Origin of the sequence: Clostridium sp. SGI.024 (assembly GCF_050315195.1) — a bacterium.
Lineage (GTDB): Bacteria > Bacillota > Clostridia > Clostridiales > Clostridiaceae > Clostridium.
On sequence record NZ_JBNPON010000056.1, the window covers coordinates 1 to 22,148 of the forward strand.

General features: G+C 26.2%; 21 protein-coding genes and 1 other annotated feature. Of the genes, 5 read left to right on the forward strand and 16 right to left on the reverse strand.

Annotation, left to right across the window (positions count from 1 at the left end):
• Positions 1 to 81: 81 nt before the first annotated feature.
• On the reverse strand, positions 82 to 261 hold the full coding sequence (locus ACQRD5_RS13390; protein WP_291629974.1) for a MarR family transcriptional regulator: 180 nt from the start codon (positions 259 to 261) through the stop codon (positions 82 to 84).
• A gap of 278 nt (positions 262 to 539) precedes the next feature.
• On the opposite strand from ACQRD5_RS13390, the gene ACQRD5_RS13395 reads away from it, so the two are divergent.
• The gene (locus tag ACQRD5_RS13395; RefSeq protein WP_291629976.1) at positions 540 to 953 is read left to right on the forward strand and encodes a hypothetical protein; all 414 of its coding nucleotides are present in this window, start codon (positions 540 to 542) and stop codon (positions 951 to 953) included.
• Positions 953 to 1,414, forward strand: a complete 462-nt coding sequence (locus ACQRD5_RS13400) for a hypothetical protein (protein WP_291629978.1) — start codon at positions 953 to 955, stop codon at positions 1,412 to 1,414. Before ACQRD5_RS13395 ends, ACQRD5_RS13400 begins: the two co-directional genes overlap by 1 nt.
• Before the next feature lie 74 nt (positions 1,415 to 1,488).
• Here the strand turns inward: ACQRD5_RS13400 and gltX are convergent, their stop codons facing one another.
• The 5 genes from gltX to ACQRD5_RS13425 all read right to left on the reverse strand — a co-directional run bounded on the left by gltX (position 1,489) and on the right by ACQRD5_RS13425 (position 6,290).
• Positions 1,489 to 3,150 (reverse strand): glutamate--tRNA ligase, encoded by a 1,662-nt coding sequence (gltX, locus tag ACQRD5_RS13405; protein ID WP_291629980.1) that lies wholly within the window; start codon positions 3,148 to 3,150, stop codon positions 1,489 to 1,491.
• A 56-nt stretch (positions 3,151 to 3,206) separates the two neighbouring features.
• Positions 3,207 to 3,437: a binding site (T-box leader), on the reverse strand.
• A gap of 82 nt (positions 3,438 to 3,519) precedes the next feature.
• Positions 3,520 to 4,053, reverse strand: coding sequence for a permease (locus ACQRD5_RS13410; protein WP_291629982.1), 534 nt, complete (start codon positions 4,051 to 4,053; stop codon positions 3,520 to 3,522).
• Complete coding sequence (locus tag ACQRD5_RS13415; protein ID WP_291629985.1) at positions 4,047 to 4,535, reverse strand: permease; 489 nt, start codon at positions 4,533 to 4,535, stop codon at positions 4,047 to 4,049. Before ACQRD5_RS13415 ends, ACQRD5_RS13410 begins: the two co-directional genes overlap by 7 nt.
• A gap of 131 nt (positions 4,536 to 4,666) precedes the next feature.
• Positions 4,667 to 5,179 (reverse strand): hypothetical protein, encoded by a 513-nt coding sequence (locus ACQRD5_RS13420; protein WP_294363075.1) that lies wholly within the window; start codon positions 5,177 to 5,179, stop codon positions 4,667 to 4,669.
• Positions 5,180 to 5,264: 85 nt separating this feature from the next.
• Positions 5,265 to 6,290 (reverse strand): hypothetical protein, encoded by a 1,026-nt coding sequence (locus ACQRD5_RS13425; RefSeq protein WP_291629988.1) that lies wholly within the window; start codon positions 6,288 to 6,290, stop codon positions 5,265 to 5,267.
• Between the two features lie 259 nt (positions 6,291 to 6,549).
• Here ACQRD5_RS13425 and ACQRD5_RS13430 point away from each other — a divergent pair, with 259 nt between their 5' ends.
• Positions 6,550 to 7,755, forward strand: coding sequence for a glycoside hydrolase family 3 N-terminal domain-containing protein (locus ACQRD5_RS13430; RefSeq protein WP_291629990.1), 1,206 nt, complete (start codon positions 6,550 to 6,552; stop codon positions 7,753 to 7,755).
• A gap of 120 nt (positions 7,756 to 7,875) precedes the next feature.
• Here the strand turns inward: ACQRD5_RS13430 and ACQRD5_RS13435 are convergent, their stop codons facing one another.
• The 6 genes from ACQRD5_RS13435 to ACQRD5_RS13460 all read right to left on the reverse strand — a co-directional run bounded on the left by ACQRD5_RS13435 (position 7,876) and on the right by ACQRD5_RS13460 (position 14,418).
• A complete protein-coding gene (locus ACQRD5_RS13435; RefSeq protein WP_291629993.1) occupies positions 7,876 to 9,201 on the reverse strand; it encodes an ABC transporter permease in 1,326 nt (441 codons plus the stop codon).
• Entirely contained in the window at positions 9,201 to 9,917 is a 717-nt protein-coding gene (locus tag ACQRD5_RS13440; protein ID WP_291629995.1) for an ABC transporter ATP-binding protein, read from the reverse strand. The genes ACQRD5_RS13435 and ACQRD5_RS13440 overlap by 1 nt, the downstream gene beginning before the upstream one ends.
• A 23-nt stretch (positions 9,918 to 9,940) precedes the next feature.
• Positions 9,941 to 11,482 carry an HlyD family efflux transporter periplasmic adaptor subunit gene (locus ACQRD5_RS13445; RefSeq protein ID WP_291629997.1) on the reverse strand — a complete coding sequence of 514 codons (1,542 nt, stop codon included), beginning with the start codon at positions 11,480 to 11,482 and terminating at the stop codon, positions 9,941 to 9,943.
• A 356-nt stretch (positions 11,483 to 11,838) separates the two neighbouring features.
• Positions 11,839 to 13,692: a DUF4153 domain-containing protein gene (locus tag ACQRD5_RS13450; protein WP_291629999.1), complete on the reverse strand. Its 1,854-nt coding sequence runs from the start codon at positions 13,690 to 13,692 to the stop codon at positions 11,839 to 11,841.
• 11 nt (positions 13,693 to 13,703) lie between these two features.
• Positions 13,704 to 13,910, reverse strand: a complete 207-nt coding sequence (locus ACQRD5_RS13455; protein ID WP_291630001.1) for a helix-turn-helix domain-containing protein — start codon at positions 13,908 to 13,910, stop codon at positions 13,704 to 13,706.
• Between the two features lie 13 nt (positions 13,911 to 13,923).
• A complete protein-coding gene (locus ACQRD5_RS13460) occupies positions 13,924 to 14,418 on the reverse strand; it encodes a DUF2975 domain-containing protein (RefSeq protein ID WP_291630003.1) in 495 nt (164 codons plus the stop codon).
• Positions 14,419 to 14,665: 247 nt separating this feature from the next.
• Here ACQRD5_RS13460 and ACQRD5_RS13465 point away from each other — a divergent pair, with 247 nt between their 5' ends.
• Entirely contained in the window at positions 14,666 to 14,977 is a 312-nt protein-coding gene (locus ACQRD5_RS13465) for a hypothetical protein (RefSeq protein WP_291630004.1), read from the forward strand.
• A 371-nt stretch (positions 14,978 to 15,348) separates the two neighbouring features.
• Here the strand turns inward: ACQRD5_RS13465 and ACQRD5_RS13470 are convergent, their stop codons facing one another.
• Both ACQRD5_RS13470 and ACQRD5_RS13475 read right to left on the reverse strand, forming a co-directional pair.
• Entirely contained in the window at positions 15,349 to 16,536 is a 1,188-nt protein-coding gene (locus ACQRD5_RS13470; RefSeq protein ID WP_291630005.1) for a pentapeptide repeat-containing protein, read from the reverse strand.
• A 48-nt stretch (positions 16,537 to 16,584) separates the two neighbouring features.
• Positions 16,585 to 17,979, reverse strand: coding sequence for a PLP-dependent aminotransferase family protein (locus ACQRD5_RS13475; RefSeq protein ID WP_291630006.1), 1,395 nt, complete (start codon positions 17,977 to 17,979; stop codon positions 16,585 to 16,587).
• 120 nt (positions 17,980 to 18,099) lie between these two features.
• Here ACQRD5_RS13475 and alr point away from each other — a divergent pair, with 120 nt between their 5' ends.
• Complete coding sequence (gene alr / locus ACQRD5_RS13480; RefSeq protein WP_414600967.1) at positions 18,100 to 19,257, forward strand: alanine racemase; 1,158 nt, start codon at positions 18,100 to 18,102, stop codon at positions 19,255 to 19,257.
• A 203-nt stretch (positions 19,258 to 19,460) separates the two neighbouring features.
• On the opposite strand, the gene ACQRD5_RS13485 is transcribed toward alr, so the two are convergent.
• Both ACQRD5_RS13485 and asnB read right to left on the reverse strand, forming a co-directional pair.
• Positions 19,461 to 20,315: a CorA family divalent cation transporter gene (locus tag ACQRD5_RS13485; protein ID WP_291630008.1), complete on the reverse strand. Its 855-nt coding sequence runs from the start codon at positions 20,313 to 20,315 to the stop codon at positions 19,461 to 19,463.
• 157 nt (positions 20,316 to 20,472) lie between these two features.
• On the reverse strand, positions 20,473 to 22,148 hold a 1,676-nt coding region (asnB, locus tag ACQRD5_RS13490), incomplete at its 5' end, for an asparagine synthase (glutamine-hydrolyzing) (RefSeq protein WP_427746952.1).

Sequence of the window (22,148 nt, forward strand, 5' to 3'; positions counted from 1 at the left end):
AAAAAAGAAATTTCACACAAAGTGAAATTTCTACCACAACTCTTATCTCTTACTTTTTACTTATTCCCTATTACTTATAAACTATTTCTTTATTTGCCAGTAACATCTTTTTGGCGAATAAATCTTTTCTTCTTTTTTAAGTTTATCCATTACCTTAGATACTTCTTTTTTATCTATGCCTGTTTTTTCTGCAACTGCAGTGGCATTCATTGGTTCATCATTCTTTTCAAAACATTCTAATACAACGTTATAATTTTCCATAATTTCATCTCCTTTTTATGATTTCATACTAATTTTACATAACAATTGATAATAATTTCAACTATTAAATAAAAATTTTTACTTTTTAACTTTTATTTTCTTTTTCTATAAATATATAAAAATTAAGTTTGCTCAATATTTTTATTGTTTATCAATAAATTATTATTGAAATACACTAAGTTTAAATGTATAATTAATTTATACTTATTTGTAATGCTATATAGTTCTTTTAACTTTAATTATCCATAAGAATACTTAAAATAAAGGAGTTGAGATTTATGAAAAGTAAAATAAGCAGAGGAATATTAAGTTTCTTCGATTTATTTTTAGCAATAGGAGCAATATACTATGGTATACAAATGATTGCTGGTATTTGGGATAGGAATTGGGGAGTATTCCCTCCAGAATGGATAGGGAGAGTGCCTTTTACATCTTGGTTTTGGCCAGGAGTTATTGCATTAATTTTCTTTGGAATAGGTAATTTATTCGCAGCATATTCTTCAATTTCTAAAGATAACAAACCTTGGTTACCTTCATTATTTATGGGAATAGTATTTTTAGTAAGTCTTATAATATCAGTACCAGTTTTAGGAGAAATGTATCTACCTACTGTTATGTTTATAATATTAAGTCTGGTTCAATTAATATTAGCTATGTTAGCATTTTTTTATTTAAAAGAGAGGTCTAAATAATGAAAAAAATAATATATTCAATACCAATACTAATTTGGCTTAATGTTTGTATTATTGGGTGTTCTTCTTTTTCTGATAAATTAATTTTTAAAGGTTATATAGATAAAGAGGAACATTTTGATAAAGAAGGTTTTCAGGATTACACCGACTATTGTAAGTATTACTATGAAGCCTCTAATAATTTATTTTTAGAAAATGATATTTATTCAGTTGTAACAAATGAAGATATAGAAAATATTCGTTCATATTTTACTAATTTTAAATCATGGATGGATACTGCCGACCGAGCAGATGAATATGATTTTGATGATTCTTGCATTTCAGAAGGAGATTATATATATATTAAAACAAAAGAAGGAGAACAAATAGGAAATTCAAATTATAAAAAGTTTGATAATTATTCTGTATATTTTTACGATAATGAATCAGCCACATTATTTTATATTCACTCTAATATTTGATATAAAAATTATAGTTTATCTATTAATTATCATAAAAAATATTAATAAAGGTCGTTTTTCAACGACCTTTAGTTTTATATATTTAAAAATGCTTCAAATCTAGCTCTTACTTTATCTTCACCTAATATTTGCATAATAGTATAAAGATCTGGAGTGTTGCTTCTATGAGATAAAGCTGCTCTTACAGCTCCAGCAACATCAGAAATCATTCCCTTAAAGGCATCTGGATTTGCTTTGTATTCTTTTCTATTAGCACAATATCCAAGTTCTGCTCCAATAACCTTTAATTCTTCAAACCAAGCTTCTTGGCTTCCTGAATTAAAGTTAAATTTATCTTTATATACTTTAATTATTTCTTTTGCATTTTCTAAGCTTAAAGTATTTGGAAGTTCAACATTTTCTGCTGTTTCCTTATTAAATAATTCATCATAGAAATAATCTACTTTTCCTCTTACTTCATCCCATTTAGCAAAATCTTTTCTTGGCTTTGGACCTTCTTTATCTATATTGAAGATTTCCTTAGACATTTCTTCATTTGCAGTTACTAAGTCATACATTTCTTTATCAAAATCCTTAGCCCATTCAGTATATAATTCATAAACCTTATCTGCTTTTAGCTTACAAATAACTTCTTTACTTACATCATTTAATTTAACTATATCAAATAATGCTCCTGATTTACTCATCTTATCTAAAGCTATTTCAAATTCATGATAATCTACTGTAGGATTTTCTGCTCTCCACTCTTCAAAAGTAGAATTTACTATGTTTAATAAGTATTCAACAACTGATTGAACAGGATAGCCAACTTCTTTATAATATGAAACTGCAGCTTCTGCATCTTTTCTCTTAGATAATTTTCTCTTAGAACCATTATCATTCTTCATTATTGTTGGAATATGAGCATAGTTTGGTCTTTCTAAACCTAATACATCAAATAATTGAACGTGTATTGGTAATGAAGATAACCATTCTTCTCCTCTTATAACATGAGTAGTTCTCATTAATGCATCATCTATAGCATGTGCAAAATGATAAGTTGGAAGTCCATCTCCCTTTATAATAACTATATCTTGATTATTTTCTGGAAAGCTAATATCTCCTTTAATTAAATCATGGAATTCTACTCTATTTTCTATATTTCCAGGTGACTTAAATCTAACGATATATGCATCTCCATTATTTATTTTTTCCATAGCTTCTTCAGGAGTTAAATTTCTATCCTTAGCATATTCTCCATAGTATCCTGGAGTTATTTTAGCAGCTGTTTGTCTTTCTCTAAGTTCTGCTAATTCTTCTGGTGTATCAAAAGCTGGATAAGCTAATCCCTTCTTAATTAAATCTTTAGCAAAAGCTCTGTATATATCAGCTCTTTCACTTTGTCTATATGGACCATATTCTCCCTTTGAAGTATTATCTCCTGTCATACCTTCATTAAAATCCATACCGAAGTTATGCATAGTTTGAATAGTATCTTCTATAGCGCCTTTAACTTCTCTTTTTTGGTCAGTATCTTCTATTCTTAAGTAGAAAACTCCACCTGTTTGGCTTGCTAATCTTTCATTAATTAATGCAGCAAAAACTCCACCTATGTGTTGGAATCCAGTTGGTGATGGTGCATATCTTGTAACTACAGCACCTTCTTTTAAATTTCTTTTTGGATATTTTTCAATATAATATTCGCGTGTCTTATCAATATTAGGGAATATTAATTCAGCTAATTTTTCTAAACTCATTCTTATCTTCCTTCCATTATGTTAATTGTAAATAAAAAAGCCCTTCATCCTATAAATATTAGGACGAAAGACTATATTTCCGCGTTACCACCTAAATTGATTAATTAATAATTAATCCACTCAATCTCTTTAAGGGGAGAAACCCACAAACTTACTTGCAATAAAAAATGCTGTTTCAGTTTATAGCTCCAGAGCTTCCTTCAATAGCATCAAATTTTAAGCTTCCACCTATGCTTAAATCTCTGTAAAATGATTATCTATCTACTTTTCTCTTTCATAGCTTATTATTTATACTTTGTCATAAACATTATAACTATACATTTAGTTTTTGTAAATAATTTTATATTATTCATTTCATAACTTTAACACTTAACCTAAATTCTCCTTATAAAGTCTATCTAACTCATCCTTTGGCATTAAAATTTGAACTAAATATCCCATTATTATTACTCCTGGTATATCAATAAGAAGCCTAGCTAAAGTAAATTTATATCCTAATGAAGAAAACTCAAACATCAATGTAGATATTTTAGTTACACACCAAGCATTCATAAATATTATTATATTGCTAAATTTAACTCCTTTTTTAAGAAGAACTTTTGTAAAGGGAAAAGCTGCATACATAGGCCCAGCTGCTATTGATCCTATAAGCATTGCAAGAGAAACTCCTTTTATTCCCGAATTCTCTCCCATATATTTAATCATAGTTTCTCTCGGAATCCAAACATCCATAAGTCCAAGTAGAATCATTATTGGAGGTACAACTTGAAGCATTTGCTTAAAACTTGAAAAGGCTATATTAAATGATTTTAACCCTATTTCCTTATTAATAGCTGTTACTATTACTGTTACTATAATTAATATAATAAATAAATAATATCTTTTAATTAAACCTTTTACCATGCCATTGTCACCACCATCTCAACAAAAAATGCTACTATGATTGAAAAAACAAAGGCTAATATGTTCCTATAAATAGTTGCCCTTTTTCCTATATATTTAGCTTCTAAAGGAATAGTAATTATTCCGATTAAAGTAAGAGTTGATATAAGAGCAGCAACCTGTGCTATTCCTGCTCCATTTTTAAGTAACATATCTCCAGTAGAAAAGGCTACAAAGGTAGGCATCATTGCAATGCTTCCTATAATTGCAGATAGAAATACTCCAATTACTCCACTATTATTTCCTACTATGTTTGATATAATTTCTGGCCTTAATATTGCAAGAGTTATTCCGACAATTAGAATTATTCCTAAAAATTGTGGTAGTATGCCTTCTATGGATTTCCAACCTTTTAATAATGCTTTCTTAGTTTTTTCTTTATCTTTTTTATAAGATATTGTAATTAATAAAAATGTTACGAAATAAAGAATTAAACTACTCATAATATTTCACTTCTAAAAAATTTATTATCAATATTAATATATAAAGCATCTTTAATTTGGTGAAAAAGCTACTATTTTACAATGTAAGTTGCAAAATAGTAGCTTTTATATCTTTTTATATATTATTACTTTTAATTAATTGACTTACCATTAACATATAGCTTATAACCATTAAAATTAATATTGCTATATGTAGTATCTTTATCTTCTAATTCTGTTATATAAGAATCTCCCATTAAAGTTATTTCAGAATTATTATCAAGTTTTAAAACAACACTTTTAGCTTCATTGTTTTCGTTTATAATGCCTTTATAGCTTGATGATTTTAAGTTTAATGTTAAAGTAGATATACTATCTATCTCAATATTACCATCTAGCTTTTCATTAGTTGCATTAAAAGTTAAATTTCCACCATTTGAATTGCTTTTTCCCCATTCAGATGTACCTTTAGCACTAATTAAAATATTACTTCCATAACTTAATGTTGTATTTTCTAAATTAATAATTGCATCTGTATTAGTAATAAAAAACATTGGTGCTGTATTATAATAATCAGAAGTAGAGACAATGTTTAAAGAAGAATCCTTTGCTGTAAAATTACCTGTTCCAACAGAAGCATCCCCAGACATAGATTGATAAATCATAATACCAGCTTGATCTACATCTCCTCTGTTACCCTTACCAGTTGCCTTTAAAGTTGAATTTGTAACAGTTGCTGAATTTTTTCCTTCAATCTCCTCTATCTGTTGCTAAGGTAGCACAAGAACCACCTTGAGTTTTAATAGTTACATTATCAGCCTCAATATATCCACCGTAAGTTGCATCAAGTCCTCTTGCTGAGCTGCTTCCTGTTGTTGTAATTGTAGAATCACTAATATAGATTTTAGAATCCGTTCCTGTTGAAAATATTGCATTACTTCCTTTGGCTTTAGTTGTAATCTTTGAATTAGTTATTGTTGCTGTTGAATTAGAAGTTACTAATATACCTGAATTTATACCATAGAACTCAGAATTCTCAGTATTTGAACTATCACCAGAATTTTTATTAACAGTAGCATTATCTAAACTTAATTCACCAGCATTTTTAACAAGAATTACACTTTCATCACTATTGCTACTTTCATAAGTTTCATTTAATGTTTCTTCTGTTCCATCTATTTCATTTGAAGCACTAGCAGATAATGAAACATTATTGTTGCTGTCCATATTTCCATTATTTATACTTCCATTACCTTGAGCATTACTTATAAATATATTTTTAGTACTATATACATTTATAATCGTTAAAACACTTGTTAAAATAATTATACTAAGAATAAATATTGTTATTTTATCTAAATTAATAAATGTTTCTTTAATTCCTTTTTTATTTAAGTTAGACATAATTAAATATATAATTACTATTGACATTCCTAGACTTTCAATTGTAAATAATACATAAAATATAATATCTAAATTATTATTTGATTGATTCATAGATACTACATTAGTATCAGGTGAAATCATATTACTGTTTTCTTCATTTGGCATTCCTGGTGGTTTTTCACTACTACTTTCATTACTTGGTATTTCCGGTGGCATTTCATTATCATTTTTATTACTTGGTACTTCTGGTGGTGTTTCACCATTCTTTTGAATCATATTAGTATTTGTGGATTCAATATTGTCTTTGGCAAAATTAATTGTAAAGTAAATAGATACACCTAGTATAATAATTAAAATAAGACTAATAATATTTTTTATTTTTCTAGACATTTCTTTCACTCTACTTCTTAAACTTGATTATTATAGATTTATAAACTAATTATATATATATTAGAATATTTCTTTAATTTAATTATAAATCCAATTTGTTACAAATTAATAACAGAATTTTATTAATTTTTATATTATTTTATAAATTTATATATTATAATTATATTTACTTATCTATTTCATTACTTAAATAAACTAAGTAATGAAATAGAACCGAATTTTATAAATAATTTAAATAATTTTAGTTTGGAGATATATTATGAAAAAAATTATATTAGTAATACTTATACTTATTTCACTTTTTTCTGGTTATCTAATAGGAAAATTTATAAATAGAGCTAATATTGAAAAGAATAACAGTAAAAATTCTTCATCAAATTACTCTAATGAAAAAAATAATCATGAAGAAAAGAATGAAGAATCTACTTCAGTAAATAAAGAAATTGATATAGACAATAATATAGAAAAAAAAGCTGAAGAGCTTCTAGAAACTATGACCATAGAAGAAAAAATTGGGCAAATGTTTCTTATTAGATGTAATAATGTTACTGAATTTGAGGATATAGAAAATTATAAAGTCGGTGGTTTTATATTATTCGACGAAAATATTAAGGGAGAAAGTAAAGAAAGCTTATCAGCTAAAATTAAATCTTATCAAGAAAGATCATCAATTAATATGATTATTGCAATTGATGAAGAAGGTGGGATTGTTAATAGGTTAAGTTGGTATCCACAATTTAGAGCTGTTCCCTTTTATTCACCACAAGCTTTATATACTGAAGGTGGATATCCTTTAATTGTAAGTGATACAGAAGAAAAAGCTACTCTCTTAAAATCTGTAGGCATTAATATGAACTTAGCTCCAGTTTGTGATATTTCAACGGATCCTAATGATTATATTTATCCTAGAACCTTTGGAAAAAATCCTGAAGAAACAGCTACTTATGTAAAAGCTGTAGTAGAAACTATGAATGAAAATAATATAGGTTCAACTTTAAAGCATTTTCCTGGCTATGGTAGCAATTTAGATACACATTTAGGTATATCTATTGATAATAGGAGTTATGAAAGCTTTATAAATAATGATTTTATTCCTTTTAAAGCTGGCATAGATGCAGGTGCAGACAGTATTTTAGTATCTCATAACATTATTACTTCTATGGATGAAACTCTTCCTGCTTCTCTATCTAAAAAAGTTCATGATATTATTAGAAATGATTTAGGTTTTAATGGAGTAATAATGACAGATGATTTACAAATGAGTGCAATTAAAGAATATATGGGTGAAGTTAATTCTGCAATTTTTGCAGTAAATGCTGGAAATGACTTGATTATATCTTCAGATTATAAAGTTCAAATTCCAACCGTAATTGAAGCTGTAAAAAATGGAGATATAAAAGAAGATATTATAGATAAGTCTGTATTAAAAATACTAAAGCTTAAATTAAAGTTAAAAATAATCTAGTAATATTTTTCTTAATATTATTTAATTAAAAAAAGATGAGAATATCAAGTTCTCATCTTTTTACATAAAATTACTCTGCTAAATTATAAGGTCCTCTATTTAAAGCATCATTTTATACTTCTATTCGTATCTTAATGCATCAATAGGATTCAGTTTTGCTGCCTTACTTGCTGGATAGTATCCAAAGAATACACCAATTGACATAGAAAACATAACTGCACCTAATATTGAGCTCATATTTGGTTTTACAGGATATCCAATTAACCTAGCACCTATTGCTCCTAATCCAATGCCTATTGTTATTCCTATAAGTCCACCAATTACACATATAATTATAGCCTCAATAACAAATTGAATTAATATAACTCCTCTACTAGCACCTAAAGCTTTCCTTATTCCTATTTCTCTTGTTCTTTCAGTTATAGAAACCATCATTATATTCATAACTCCAATTCCACCTACTAATAAAGAAATAGCTGCAACAGCACCAATAGCTAGCTTAACGCTGTTAATCATTTCATTTGCTGCTTTCATCATAGATTCTACACTAACTGCCATAGGCACTATATGTTCATTATTCTTATATTTTGCAGCAAAAAAATCATTAGTTTTATTTACCACTGTGTCTATATTAGCATTAATACTAGGAAGTATTGTTATTGACTCATACCCATTTTTTAAGTTGTTAATTTTTTTTACAACTGAAATAGGAATATACATTCCTGTAGTCATTAATTTTTGTCCATTATTTGTTCCTAAAGAGCTCTTATCAAATTCATAAACCCCGCAAATATATACTCTAACCATATTTTTTCCTATTGTAACTTCAAAACTTTTACCTACTACATCATTATATGTATATTTTTTTCCAAAATAATCATCTACAAACACATCACTAACTACCGCAATATTTCTAAGGTCTTTTAAATCTTTATCTTGAATAAACCTACCTTCTAAAAGCTTAATATTTTCTACTTTAAAAAATCCATTGTTTACTCCGAATATATTTATATTAGCTTTATTCTTTCCATTAGTAATATCTATATTACCTGCATTTTCAGAAATCGATATTCCTTCTATTTCACTACCCAAAGCTATTTTATAGTCAGCTAACATTTCATCTGTTATATAATCTTTTTCTGTAGGCTCTACATAATCTGAAAAATTTATCTCATCATCAATATTTTCATCTTCTTCAATACCTTCATTTAAGTTAGTATTTTCACTGCCTTGATTGAGATTCTTTTGATTTAAATATACATTTATATTTCTACCTCCCACACCGGACATCTCATTTGTTATAGAATTTGCTAAAGAATCTCCTATTGTTACAATTGCTATAACTGATGATATACCAATTATTATTCCAAGCATAGTTAAAATAGAACGTAGTTTATTTGCCAATAAATTACTTAATGACAATTTAATATTTTCTAATATCCCCACTAAATCAACTCCCTTTTTCTTTCGTCCACAATTGCTCCATCTTTTATAGTAATAATACGGGGACACTCTTCTGCTAATTCTTTACTATGAGTTATAAGAATTATTGTTTTTTTCTGTGTTTTATTTAAATCATGAAAAATATCCATAACTATACGACTTGTCTCACTATCTAAGGCTCCTGTAGGTTCATCTGCAAGAATTATTGATGGATCATTTGCTAAACTTCTTGCAATTGCAACTCTTTGTTTTTGTCCTCCTGAAAGTTCATTAGGCTTATGCTTATATCTATCAGCCATTCCTACCTTCTCAAGAAGCTCCATTGCCCTTTCAGTACGCTTTTTACTATTCACACCAGAATAAAGCATAGGAAGCTCTACATTTTTAAGCGCTGAATTTCTTCCTATAAGATTAAAATTTTGAAAAACAAAACCTATTTTTTGATTTCTTATATTATTCATTTCTTTTTCTGAAGCATTTTGAACATCAATTCCATCTAATATGTAACTTCCCTCTGTAGGCTTATCCAAAGCACCTATAATATTCATTAAAGTTGATTTTCCCGATCCAGACTCTCCTACTATAGCAACAAATTCTCCTTCATATATATTTAAACTAATTCCTTGAAGAATTTGCAATTCATTCGGTTCACCAATATAATATTTCTTAATAATGTCCTTCATTTCAATAAGAGGTTTTTGATTTTTTTTATCCTTCATCACTATTTCCTCCCTCACTAAAATTAATAAAGGTTACTATTAAATTCATCTAAATCTATATTATTTTTAATTTCCATACCTTCTTTTATCTGCTCTCCGCTGATTTCTACATAATAATCATTTTTTTCACCTATAATTACTTGTACTTCCTTAAATTCTCCATTGTCTTCCTTTAATAATATTGAAGGATTACCATTAATATCTTTTACAGCATCAATTGGAGCTAAAATAACATCACTTTTACTTGAAATAATTATTTCTGCTTTTGCATTTGTTCCAATGAATAGTCCTGACTCTTTCTCTATAGATATTGTTGCAGAGAATCCTACTTTATCATCACCACTTGCTATAGGTGATATACTTACAAGTTCTCCATTAACGCTATGTTCCAATGCAGAACTAGTAATTTTAGTTTTCATTCCTGTACTAACCTTCTTTATATCATACTCTGGTATATTTGCTTCAAGAATAAGGTTGTCTGTAGATTGAATTGTTGCAATTACTCCTTCTGCCATGCTTCCAACATTTACTTTAAGTTCTGTTATTTTACCATTAGTCTCAGCCTTTAAAACTGTTTTATTTAAATTTTCTTTAAGCTCATTTAGCTCTTCATTATCATTAAGCTTTTGTATTTGTTTATAAACATCATTTATATTATTTTGTAGGGAATCTATCTCTGCTTTATCTGCATTAGCTGAAGATATACTATTTGAAACTGCTTCCTCATGTTCTGCCTTTACTGTATCTCTTGCAGCAATCTTTTCATTATATATTGTTAAAGCTTCATTATATTTATTACTTATATTGTCATAGTCATAAAGTTCTTTAGCTTGATCTAGCTCTTTCTGTTTTCTATCTAAATTTTCACTAGCTTCTATGTATTTTTTATATTCTTGTGAATCAGTTCTTCCACCTGATTTTATCCATGCTTCATAGTATTTATTCTTATTATTTAATGCGTTATCATAGCTTTTTTGTTTATCATTTATTCCAGTAAGCATGATATTATATGTATTTTTAACACTACTAAATGTAGCCTCATATCTAGACAACTCATCATTAGCAGTATTTAATTTCTTGGCTACTTTATTAATTGTTGTATTATGACTATTTAAATTTTGTGTTTGTTTATTTTTAAGTGAATCTAACTGACTTAATAACTTATTATAATTTTCTTGTAAGGTTATTCTTTCTTCTTCTATAGCCTTAGTTTTCTTTTCAATTTCTTTATCAATATCACTGCTATCTAAAGTACAAATAATATCTCCAACTTTAACTATATCTCCCACACTTACATCAATAGATTTAACTTTTGCTGTGATAGGTGATGATACATTGGAAACTTCTCCACTTTTTACATTCCCATTAACTATTATGGACTTGTTAATTTCACCCTTTTTAAGAATAACAGTATCTTGTACTCCTTGTGAATTAGCTATTTTTATATTTTTAGCCTTTCTATATTTAAGAAACATAAAACCGCTTCCTAAAATTAGTATTACACTTATTATTGCCATTAATTTTTTATTTTTTAATATTATTTCTCTTATGTATTTCTTTTTCATATTATCACCTATACATCTTGTCAAAACTTCATAAAATCATATAAATTCTGACATACTCCTTTCATTAGTATTTAATAAATTTTTCTTTTATAGAACATAAAACTCAAGATTTACAATCCTCTATTCACTAATAAATACTACCATATACCCTATTTTTTGTCTATTTTCATATTAAAAAAATTAACTATTTTCATAAAATTTCATCATTAAAAATATCATAAAAAAAGAAAATAGATATTATATTCTTTTCCACCTGGAGACTCCAAGTCATAAGAAACATAATATCTATCTCTCATCATATAATGAAGATTTTTACTGATATAAATTCTGAAAATAATATAACTAAATCTCTTATCTTATTTCAATACCTGATTATTGAAATAGTTATATTCATACCAATGCTTAGGTGCAACCCTTTTATTTGCCCACATATTATAATACTCATTACTTATTAATCCATTCTTTTTCCCTTCATAAATAGCATCCTTAGCATCTAAAGATAAGCTTGAAATATACCATAAATCCATTTTTTCTCTTTCACTTATAAGCTTAATATTTTCCTTTGCTATAAAGTTATCTATATTACAGTAATTTAAAGCAAGGTATATAACCATAGCAGTTATAGCAACTGGCTTAAACAATGTCTTTTCTTTCCAAATAAATATAAGAAGAAATAAAAGTGATATACATAGGAATACTGTAAAAGCTTGAACTAAAACTCTAAGTCTTGTATATCCAAATTCTCCAATATATAAATTCATCTTATATATAGCAGCTACCCCCATATTTATAGTTAAAACTGTTATTATACTATACCCTATATTTAGAATACTATTTGTTTTTGAACTGTTAACAATAGTTTTAAGCTTAATAGATAGTATCATAATAAGATTTAATACAACTAAAAATACTAATTGGAAAAATCCATTTCTTGCATAATCTGAAAAAGTAACACCTGCTGGTAATTTCTTATTTAAATATAAATAAGAAACCTGTATTTTTGTAAATACTAAGTAAACTAAAATTATTGAAATTAAAACAGTTATTATAGTAGTCGAATTAAAAGTCCGCTTTAGACTTTTGCTATTAACTTTTTTAACCTTAGTTGCTGATAATGTATAATTTAATCCATAAACTAAAAACATTATAGCTACTGCTATTATTGCTCTAACAATAAAATCTAAAACATTTTTTATATTAATATAATCCCAAATATTTGATAAGTAATAGCTAAATACTTCATCAGCTCCTGAAAGTAACATCATTAAAACTATAACTAATGGGATAGAAATTAATATTCCTTTTAATATATACTTTGAGTATTTATTTTCACTTTCTTTATTAGCATTACCAAATTTATCTTTTAATTCAACTGAAAGCTTAGCTGTATTTTCTATAGATTTTCCAACTATCAATTCTAAGAAAGCAGTTATAAAGGTGACTAATTTAAATGGTATATTATCATAAGTTAATAATAAAAATCCTGAAAATAAGCTAATTGGAATAATAATTATATTTAAAACTCTAAAAAATTCATTTGTAAATATAGCATAAGCTACTGAAAGAATTATGCTTGAAGTAACAAAAAAGATTCCTAAAAAACTTTTGTTTTTAATGCCAACAATATTAATAAATAAAAATACCATAAGTAATATTATTATTGGAACTGATACTCCTAAATAATTAAATGCAAATATTGAAAATAAAGCACCTACAACTAAAGATAAAGCTATAAGATTTAAGGCTTTCTTATTATTTATTTTTCCATTTTCTAATTCCAAAAATTTATTACTTAAATAAGATTTACTGCTAATACTATAAGCCTTTGATAATGATTCAATAGCTAAGGATCTATAATTTATTAAGTTACACTTTCTTACTATATTTACTAGTAATTCTTCCTCAAACCTATTAAGATTATTTGCAAATCTACAATCTTCAAATACTATATCTTCCTTTAATAATTTAACTTCTGTATTAGTTGCATCAATAAAAACTAAGCTAACATTATAATTATCAAGCTTAAAGCTTTTTTCGTGCCTTATTAACTTTGATAAGCCTACTTCTACATTATCTTTAGTCCATCTTTCAACGCATTTTTCTGGAGTTTCATTGTCCTGCATTACTATTATTGGCAATCTATTAGTATTTTTTCTCAATAAAAGTAATTTTTCTCCCTTCATTAAAACTAATGATACTACATTGACCATATTACCCTCCTCTATTCATCTACATATTCTAATATATCTCCTGGCTGACAATTAAGTTCTCTACAGATAGCTTCTAAGGTTGAAAATCTTATTGCCTTAGCCTTATTATTTTTTAATATAGAAAGATTAGCATTTGTAATTCCAACTCTTTCTGCTAACTCATTTAAAGAAATTTTTCTTTTTGCCATCATAACATCTAAATTTACAACTATTTTCATGTTATTCTCCTCATCATATAGTTAAATCATTTTCTTCTTTAAAAGTTACAGCCTTATCAAAAACCTTAGCTAAAATATATATAAAGGCAGCTGCAAATAAAAATATAAATACCTCCATATCAGTATGCACTCCCATATTATCTACATAAATAAATTTAAATTCCTTAAAATTAGAATTAATAAATAAGTTTATGAAATAACATAGTGATATTATTAAACAAGAAACTGATATTTTCTTAAAAGCAATTGCATTAGATCTAACAAAGGGATCCCCCTTTATTAAGGTATTAATTATTCCCTTTAACATAAATACTATATAAAACAAGCTACTTATTCCTACTATTAACAATACTATTATTATTCCTTTATCAATTATTACATCTTCAATACCTTTTTCTATAAAATTACTATATACAAGTATACCTGTAAGAAATATACCAAAAATAATAGTTATATTAAGAATAATTGATAACATCCTTGATACTTTCTTTTCATTCTCCATTTCCATATAATCCCTCCGAAGTATTTTTAATATATATTATCATTAAATACAATCTTTATCAAGATATTTTTATTGAAAAACAATATTTTTTTATCATTTTAAATATATTTATATAAATATATATATATAAATTCTATCTGTATTTCGTTGTAACAAAATGGAAATAATGTTATTATAGTAATATATTTTTTTATTTTAAATGCTCATTTAATGCAATTTATATATTTTATAGATAATTATGTAAGGAAATGCTATGAAGAGTTCATTATATAACTTAATACCTCTAATATTATCATTATCAATAAGTCAAATTATTTACTTATTATTAGATAAAAAATATAAAGTTACAGATAAAATAAAATTACTATTAAATATTAAAGAGGACTTTAAACCTGTTTTTATTGTTTGTTTTATACTAACAATACTATTAGTTATAGGTATCTTCGGAATATATATTATTGATATGCCTGTAACTGTGTATTCTCTAATAGTTGGTTGCCTTTTAGGAATAAGTAATTCTATAATTCATCCACTAACTAATAAAGACAATCATAAAACAAGTTAATTTACAAATATGAGGTGTAATTATGAGTTAAATTACATTAAAAATGAATCTGAAATAATAAAAAATAACCAAGTCAACCACATTTATACGGGCACAGAAAAAAGTTTTAATTTTTATACATTGATGCTACTACTTGAACCTTTAGTATGGTTATAATAATCTATATTAGTATTTTTTATAAATAATAAAGGAACGTCTTAACTATAAACGTTCCTTTTACATTTTCACTTTTACTTCTTACTTATTACTTTTTCACTATTACCTATTACTTTTTACTTTCTTATTATTTTATTTCAATTTTGCCACTAGCAAAAGAGCTACTTCACTATTACTTCTTACTTCTTACCTATTACTTATTACCTTGCGAAGCATTATCTAACTATTTTCTTTACTAAGGCTCCAATTCCAACTCCCATCATTAATACACCAATTAACATTTCAATATTACTAAGCATATAAGATCTTGGAGATGGTTGTGCTTCATTTAGTCCAACACCTGCAAACATACCTACACTTAAATTTAAGGATTCATTATAATCTGTTAGCATTTTTCTTAAGTTATGAAATTTATTAATATTATCATAGGTTATTATTTCTTCATTTACCTTCATTCCAAATATTAAATATAATATTGAAAACAATGCAATAACAAATAATGAAAAATAAACTGCATACATAGGCCTTTCTCCATATCCACAACTTACAAGTCCAAGAGTTGATGCAATTTTAGGCATAGGTTTTAATGTTTTTCTTTGAACTTTTCTACATAAAAAATAGTATTCTCCAAAATTATTTTTCAAATTATTATCATTAAATTTATCAGCTATATTTTCATATACCGTATATATACCCTCATATTCGTTTCTATTTCTTTTTCTAAATTTTATCTTATCTATAAAAGTTTTTTCATCTAACTTTGTTTTATATTTATCTCTAAACTCTAAGTCTTCAATATAAGTACTTACAATTTTTGTTCCTGAAAGATTGGTGTCAGAAATAATTATCATTTCTAATGTTGAATCATATATAATTCCATTACTCATATCACTTAATTCAAAATTAGTATTTTTTAAAATACACTTATTAAAAATAATAAATTCTAAAGTGCAATTAATAAACTTTGCATATATATTACAGTGATTAAATTCACATGAAAAATTATCTTCCTTATTTAAATTAGGCTTATCATCTTTATCCTTCTTAACAAAAATACAATCTTGAAAAACTACTCCTCCACCCATTAACTCACATTCTTCAAAATAGCAACCAATAAATTTACAGTTGCTAAACTTTACATTAGAAAATCTACACTTTACAAATTTAGCACAAACTATATCTTCATCCTTAAATTCTTGAAACTCATCTTCCTTTTTAGGATGACCACCACCTATAACTAAATTATTATGCTCCTTAAAGCTATATCTATCATTTGGATTAAATTCCTTATATACATCTTTACTTTCTGATAATTTTTCAAATATTTTCACATTATTATGAATTCTTTTTTCTAACTGAGTTTTAGCAGCAGAAATTTCTTCTTTAAAATTAATATAGGCCATAAATTTTCTCCTTTAAGTTTTAATACCTATATTGTTTCCAAATACTTATTATAAATTCCATGCTTCCTTTAATAATTTAATTGCCTCTTCTATTTCATTATATTTTAAATTAGCATAGCCTAAAAAGACAGTTTTACTTTCTTCAATATTATTTAAATATGATTTCGATAAACCTAATACCATTACACCTTTTTCTTCTGCACTTTTAATAAGTTCCTCTTCATTCATTCCATTATTGACTTTTAATAGCAAATGTAATCCTGAATTAGTTCCTATAATTTCAGTGTTATTAAGATACTTTTTTATTAAAGTTACTAAAAACTCTCTCTTTTTTCTATATATATTTCTCATCTTATTTAAATGTCTTTCAAAATAACCTTCTTCAATAAATCTTACTAAAGCTTGCTGACTACTTCTAGATACAGTACAAGCTAAGAAACTAAAATCTTTTCTATAGATTTTCATAAGTTCATCTGGTAAAACCATATAAGCTATTCTTTCAGAAGGTGAAAAGCACTTTGAAAATGTACCTAAATATATAACCTTACCTTTATTATCTAGACTCTGTAATGCTGGTATTGGTTTTCCCTCAAATCTAAATTCACTATCATAATCATCTTCTATTATATATCTTCCCTTACTTTCATTAGCCCAATTTAAAATTTGAATTCTTCTATTAATAGGCATAATTATTCCTGTAGGAAATTGGTGAGAGGGAGTAATATGTATTACTTCTGAATTACTTTCTCTTAATCTATCTACATTAACTCCTTGATTATCTATTGATATAGGAATTGGATTAACTCCATTTATTTTCAATATCTTTTTAATTTTGTAATAACCAGGTTCCTCTACTGAAAATCTCTTATTTCTTCCTAATATATTTATAATTATTTGAATTAAATATTCAGTTCCAGCTCCTATTATTATATTATCTATCTTTGCGTTAACTCCTCTAGAAAATCTTAAGTAATTATTTATAGCTTCCCTTAAATTTCTATCTCCTTGAGAGTGTCCTATTTGCAATAATTCTTTATTCTCTTCTCCTAATATTTCCTTATTAATTTTTCTCCATATAGAATAAGGAAAGCTTTCTACATCAACTCTACTAGAATAAAATTCATATTGATATATTTTCTTTTTCTTTAACTTCTCATTTACAGCTTCTTTCTCAATATTAACCTCAAGAATACCTTGAAGATCTGAAACAAAATAACCCTTTCTAGGAAAAGAAATTATATATCCTTCAGTCATTAATTGTTCATATGCAGCTTCAACTGTATTTTGACTAATAGCTAAATAATGTGATAGCTTTCTTTTAGAAGGTAATTTACTATTAGACTTCATATTTCCCATTTGTATTTCATGTTTTATAAATTTATATAATTGTATGTATAAGGGAATGTTACTATTACTATTTAAATTTATAGTTAAAATATCCATACTATCACCTATCTGACACCATTAATTTTATTAAAACTGATACTTATCAAAGTTTCAGTTTATGTATATAATATTAACAATGACACTATTAATATGTCAATTATAGTAAGGAGTTTTATTATGCATTTGTTACATCCAATTTGGGCAGAAATAGACTTAAATAATTTAATAAATAATATAGAAGAAATAAAGAAAAAATCTAATAAAAGTGAAATAATAGGAGTTGTAAAAGCTAATGCTTATGGACATGGCGCTGTTGAAGTATCTAAAACCTTATTAAGCTTTGGTGTTAAAAAACTTGCAGTAGCCAATATAGTTGAAGCAATTGAGCTTAGAGAAAATAATATTGATGCTCCAATTATGCTTCTTGGAATAAGTGAAGATTATGCTATTAATCAATTAATTGATTATAATGTTGAACCTACAGTCTCAACTCTTCACTTTGCAAAAAATCTTAATGAAGCTGCAAGAAAAAAGAATAAAACAATAAATATCCATATAGCTTTAGACTCTGGAATGGGTAGAATAGGCTTTAAAAATACTTCAAAAGATATAGAAGATATAGTCCTTATTTCTAATTTAAGCAACTTAAAAATAGATAGTATTTTTTCTCATTTTTCTACAGCTGATTCTATAGATAAAACTTATTCAAAACAACAAATGGATATATATAATTCTATAATAAACACTCTAGAAGAAAATAAAGTTACTATTAATAAGAGAAATCTTTCTAATAGTGCTGCTATAATAGATATTCCTGAAAGTCATTATAATTATGTAAGACCTGGAATAATACAATATGGTTATTATCCTTCTGATGAAGTTAATAAAAGTACTATTAATATAAAGCCTGTATTAACTTGGAAAACTAGAATAGTTCATATTAAAGAAGTAGAAGAAAATGAATATATTGGATACGGAAAAAATTATAAAACAAATAAAAAGACAGTTATTGCAACCTTACCTGTTGGATATGCAGATGGCTATTCTAGAGGACTTTCTAATAAAGGAAGTGTAATAATAAATGGTAAACTAGCTCCTATTATAGGAAATGTCTGTATGGATCAATTTATGGTGGATGTAACGGATATAGAAAATGTAAATGCTGGAGATGAGGTTATACTTCTAGGCAGTGATGGAGAAGTAAAATTTGATGCTGAAGATATGGCAAATATATTAAATACAATTAGTTACGAAGTTCTTTGCCTAATAGGAAGAAGAGCTCCTAGGGTATATATTAAAGATAATGAAGTACTAGGTATACGATACCTTATGTAACCTTATATAATTTACCAAAAATAATAACAAAGGATATAAATATCATATTCCAGGCGACCTAGTAAACTATAAGTGGTCCTCATATGATATTTATATCCTTTCACTCAGTTAAACTTATATTTCATTAATTCACAACACTTTTTATTTAAAAATCCCTAAGGATTTTTTCATTAACTATCCACTATAACTCTTAGCTTTTACTTTTACAAGTATTTCTTTCTTTTAAAATAAATTATTTCTACAAATATTATTCCCAAAGTAAAGACCATAGAAAATATAAATCCAAAGTTATCACTTATTAATGGCATCCTTTTGAAATTCATCCCAAATATTCCTGATATTATAGTTAAGGGTAGTGATAAAACTGTAATTATTGTAAGTAATTGCATAGTTTTGTTCATTTTATTTGAAAGCTCTGAATTATAAATATCTATACAAGAATAAATTGATGATTCAATATTTTCTACTAAACTTAACGTATTATCTAATACTAACAATAATTTATTATATAAATCTAATTGATTAAACTCATCATCCAAGTATGTTATCATAGACTTATAATAAGTTGTAAACCTCTTAATCAGTGATACAGATTTTTTAATTTCTAATATTTCTTTATTATTTGCTTCACCTATACTAACGGCTTCTTGAAATAAATCATCTACTCTTGCTTCTATTTTTAATAACTCTTCACTATAAGAATATGAAAAATACTGAAATAAAAATAAACATAGCATATATTTATCTATCTTCTCATGTAATGCTATCTTCTCTTTAAAAAAATCAATTAAAACATCACTATAGTAATTTAATATAAATTTTTCTTTATCTATAACAGCATTAATGAATATTTTCTCACCTTGAGATAAAATAGGTATTCTTAAAAAAATCATATCTTTATTTTTAATTATTATATCCTTATGTATATTAGTAATTTGTTTTTCATTAATTCTATTTATATTATTTGATTCACATATACATCCAACTACATCTGATAAATTTTCATTATGAATTTCATCAGTAATAACATCACCATTAGATAAAATAGAAGTTATCATCTTATTCCCATCCCTTATATTTACTCTCTTTTATATTATAAGATACTAAGATGCCACTGCACAATGTAAAACAAACAATGACTATATAAAATAAAGAAGAAACTCCTTTAGCTTCTTCTCTATTTTATAATTCTTTAATTTTTTCATTATTTTATTTCTACACTAGCTTAACATTATATTTCTTTAACCAATTATTAATTTGAATTAAATAAGCTATCATTTGAGGTCCTGTCATTAATTGTCCATACCAAGGTGTTTTGTAGGATCTTCCCTTAGTATCAACTATTTCCTTAACCTTATCTTTATCTATAATATTTAATATTGGTGAAGTGTTATCTTTTAAAATTTCATTCATTACATTACAAACTAAATCAGTATATATGGGATTATGAGTTTTAGGATAAGGGCTCTTCTTTCTATATATAATATCTTCTGGTAAAATTCCTTCTAAGGACTTTCTTAATAGTCCTTTTTCTCTACCCTTAAGTAGTTTTATATTTGATGGAATATTAAATGCATATTCTACTATTTTATAATCTGCAAAGGGAACCCTTACTTCTAAGCTATTTGCCATACTCATTCTATCTTTTCTATTTAATAAATTTACCATAAACCATCTTAAATTTAAGTAAAATAATTCTCTCATTCGATATTCTAAACTACTCTCTCCATATAAGTGAGGAACTTCCTTTAAAGTATCACTATAAGCTGACTTAGCTACTTCTTCAATTTTTAAACTCTTTAATTCAGGACTTAAAATTGCCTTTCTTTCACCTATAAATCTTGACCATGGAAAAGTATTTGAATTTATCATCTCTTCATTAGTAAACCATGGGTAACCTCCAAATAATTCATCAGCACACTCTCCAGATAAAGCAATTACGAAATCTTTCTTTACTTCTTTACAAAATAAATATAAAGATGAATCTACATCTGCCATACCTGGCAAATCTCTACCAATTAAAGCATCATCTAATGCATTAACTAAATCTGTATGATTTAATACTACTGTCCTATGATCACTTCCTATATATTTTGCCATTACTTCTGCATAGTACTTATCTGATGTTGGTTGAAATAGTGATGATTTAAAGTATTTTTCATTATCTTCATAATCTATAGAATAAGTAGTTAATACTTTATTTTTCTTCTTATATTCCTCTGCTGCTATTGCAGAAATTGCTGAAGAATCTAACCCACCTGATAAAAAAGTACAAAGTGGTACATCACCTACTAGTTGCCTTCTTATAGCATCAGTAAGAAGTTCTCTTACATGCTCAATAGCTTCTTCTTCACTTTCATTGAACTCCTTGGCTTTAAGCTCCCAATACATATCCTTTTTTAATCCAAACTCATTTACAATTAAATATTCTCCTGGTTTAACCTCATTAATATCCTTATATACAGTTGTTCCAGGTATAACAGCTGGTCCTAATGCAAATAATTCAGTTAACCCATCTTTATCTACAACAGGTTCTACATAAGGATGTTTAAATAAACTTTTTACTTCTGAGCCAAATATAAAAGTATCATTTTTTATGCTATAAAATAGTGGCTTAACTCCCATAGCATCTCTTGCTAATACTATTCTCCTATTTTTTTCATCATAAATAGCAAAAGCAAAAATGCCATTAAATTTTGAAATAGCATCTATACCCCAATTTATATATGATAAAAGCAATACTTCTGTATCAGAATACCCTTCAAATTTATATCCATCTTCTATTAACTCTTTTCTTAAATCTTCAGTATTATATAGCTCTCCATTATATATAAGTACATATTCCTTTCCATCAACAACCTTTTTCATAGGTTGACCTCCACCTTCTGGAT

Coding starts and splice junctions, on each gene's coding strand:
- ACQRD5_RS13485 (WP_291630008.1), bottom strand. CDS start 20,315: ATGATAACTTCTATTTTATCTAATGGTGATGTTATTACTGATGAAATT.
- ACQRD5_RS13400 (WP_291629978.1), top strand. CDS start 953: ATGAAAAAAATAATATATTCAATACCAATACTAATTTGGCTTAATGTT.
- ACQRD5_RS13420 (WP_294363075.1), bottom strand. CDS start 5,179: ATGATTTATCAATCTATGTCTGGGGATGCTTCTGTTGGAACAGGTAAT.
- ACQRD5_RS13415 (WP_291629985.1), bottom strand. CDS start 4,535: ATGAGTAGTTTAATTCTTTATTTCGTAACATTTTTATTAATTACAATA.
- ACQRD5_RS13440 (WP_291629995.1), bottom strand. CDS start 9,917: ATGAAGGATAAAAAAAATCAAAAACCTCTTATTGAAATGAAGGACATT.
- ACQRD5_RS13395 (WP_291629976.1), top strand. CDS start 540: ATGAAAAGTAAAATAAGCAGAGGAATATTAAGTTTCTTCGATTTATTT.
- ACQRD5_RS13430 (WP_291629990.1), top strand. CDS start 6,550: ATGAAAAAAATTATATTAGTAATACTTATACTTATTTCACTTTTTTCT.
- ACQRD5_RS13465 (WP_291630004.1), top strand. CDS start 14,666: ATGAAGAGTTCATTATATAACTTAATACCTCTAATATTATCATTATCA.
- ACQRD5_RS13410 (WP_291629982.1), bottom strand. CDS start 4,053: ATGGTAAAAGGTTTAATTAAAAGATATTATTTATTTATTATATTAATT.
- ACQRD5_RS13455 (WP_291630001.1), bottom strand. CDS start 13,910: ATGAAAATAGTTGTAAATTTAGATGTTATGATGGCAAAAAGAAAAATT.
- ACQRD5_RS13390 (WP_291629974.1), bottom strand. CDS start 261: ATGGAAAATTATAACGTTGTATTAGAATGTTTTGAAAAGAATGATGAA.
- alr (WP_414600967.1), top strand. CDS start 18,100: ATGCATTTGTTACATCCAATTTGGGCAGAAATAGACTTAAATAATTTA.
- ACQRD5_RS13475 (WP_291630006.1), bottom strand. CDS start 17,979: ATGGATATTTTAACTATAAATTTAAATAGTAATAGTAACATTCCCTTA.
- ACQRD5_RS13450 (WP_291629999.1), bottom strand. CDS start 13,692: ATGGTCAATGTAGTATCATTAGTTTTAATGAAGGGAGAAAAATTACTT.
- ACQRD5_RS13425 (WP_291629988.1), bottom strand. CDS start 6,290: ATGTCTAGAAAAATAAAAAATATTATTAGTCTTATTTTAATTATTATA.
- ACQRD5_RS13470 (WP_291630005.1), bottom strand. CDS start 16,536: ATGGCCTATATTAATTTTAAAGAAGAAATTTCTGCTGCTAAAACTCAG.
- ACQRD5_RS13445 (WP_291629997.1), bottom strand. CDS start 11,482: ATGAAAAAGAAATACATAAGAGAAATAATATTAAAAAATAAAAAATTA.
- ACQRD5_RS13460 (WP_291630003.1), bottom strand. CDS start 14,418: ATGGAAATGGAGAATGAAAAGAAAGTATCAAGGATGTTATCAATTATT.
- gltX (WP_291629980.1), bottom strand. CDS start 3,150: ATGAGTTTAGAAAAATTAGCTGAATTAATATTCCCTAATATTGATAAG.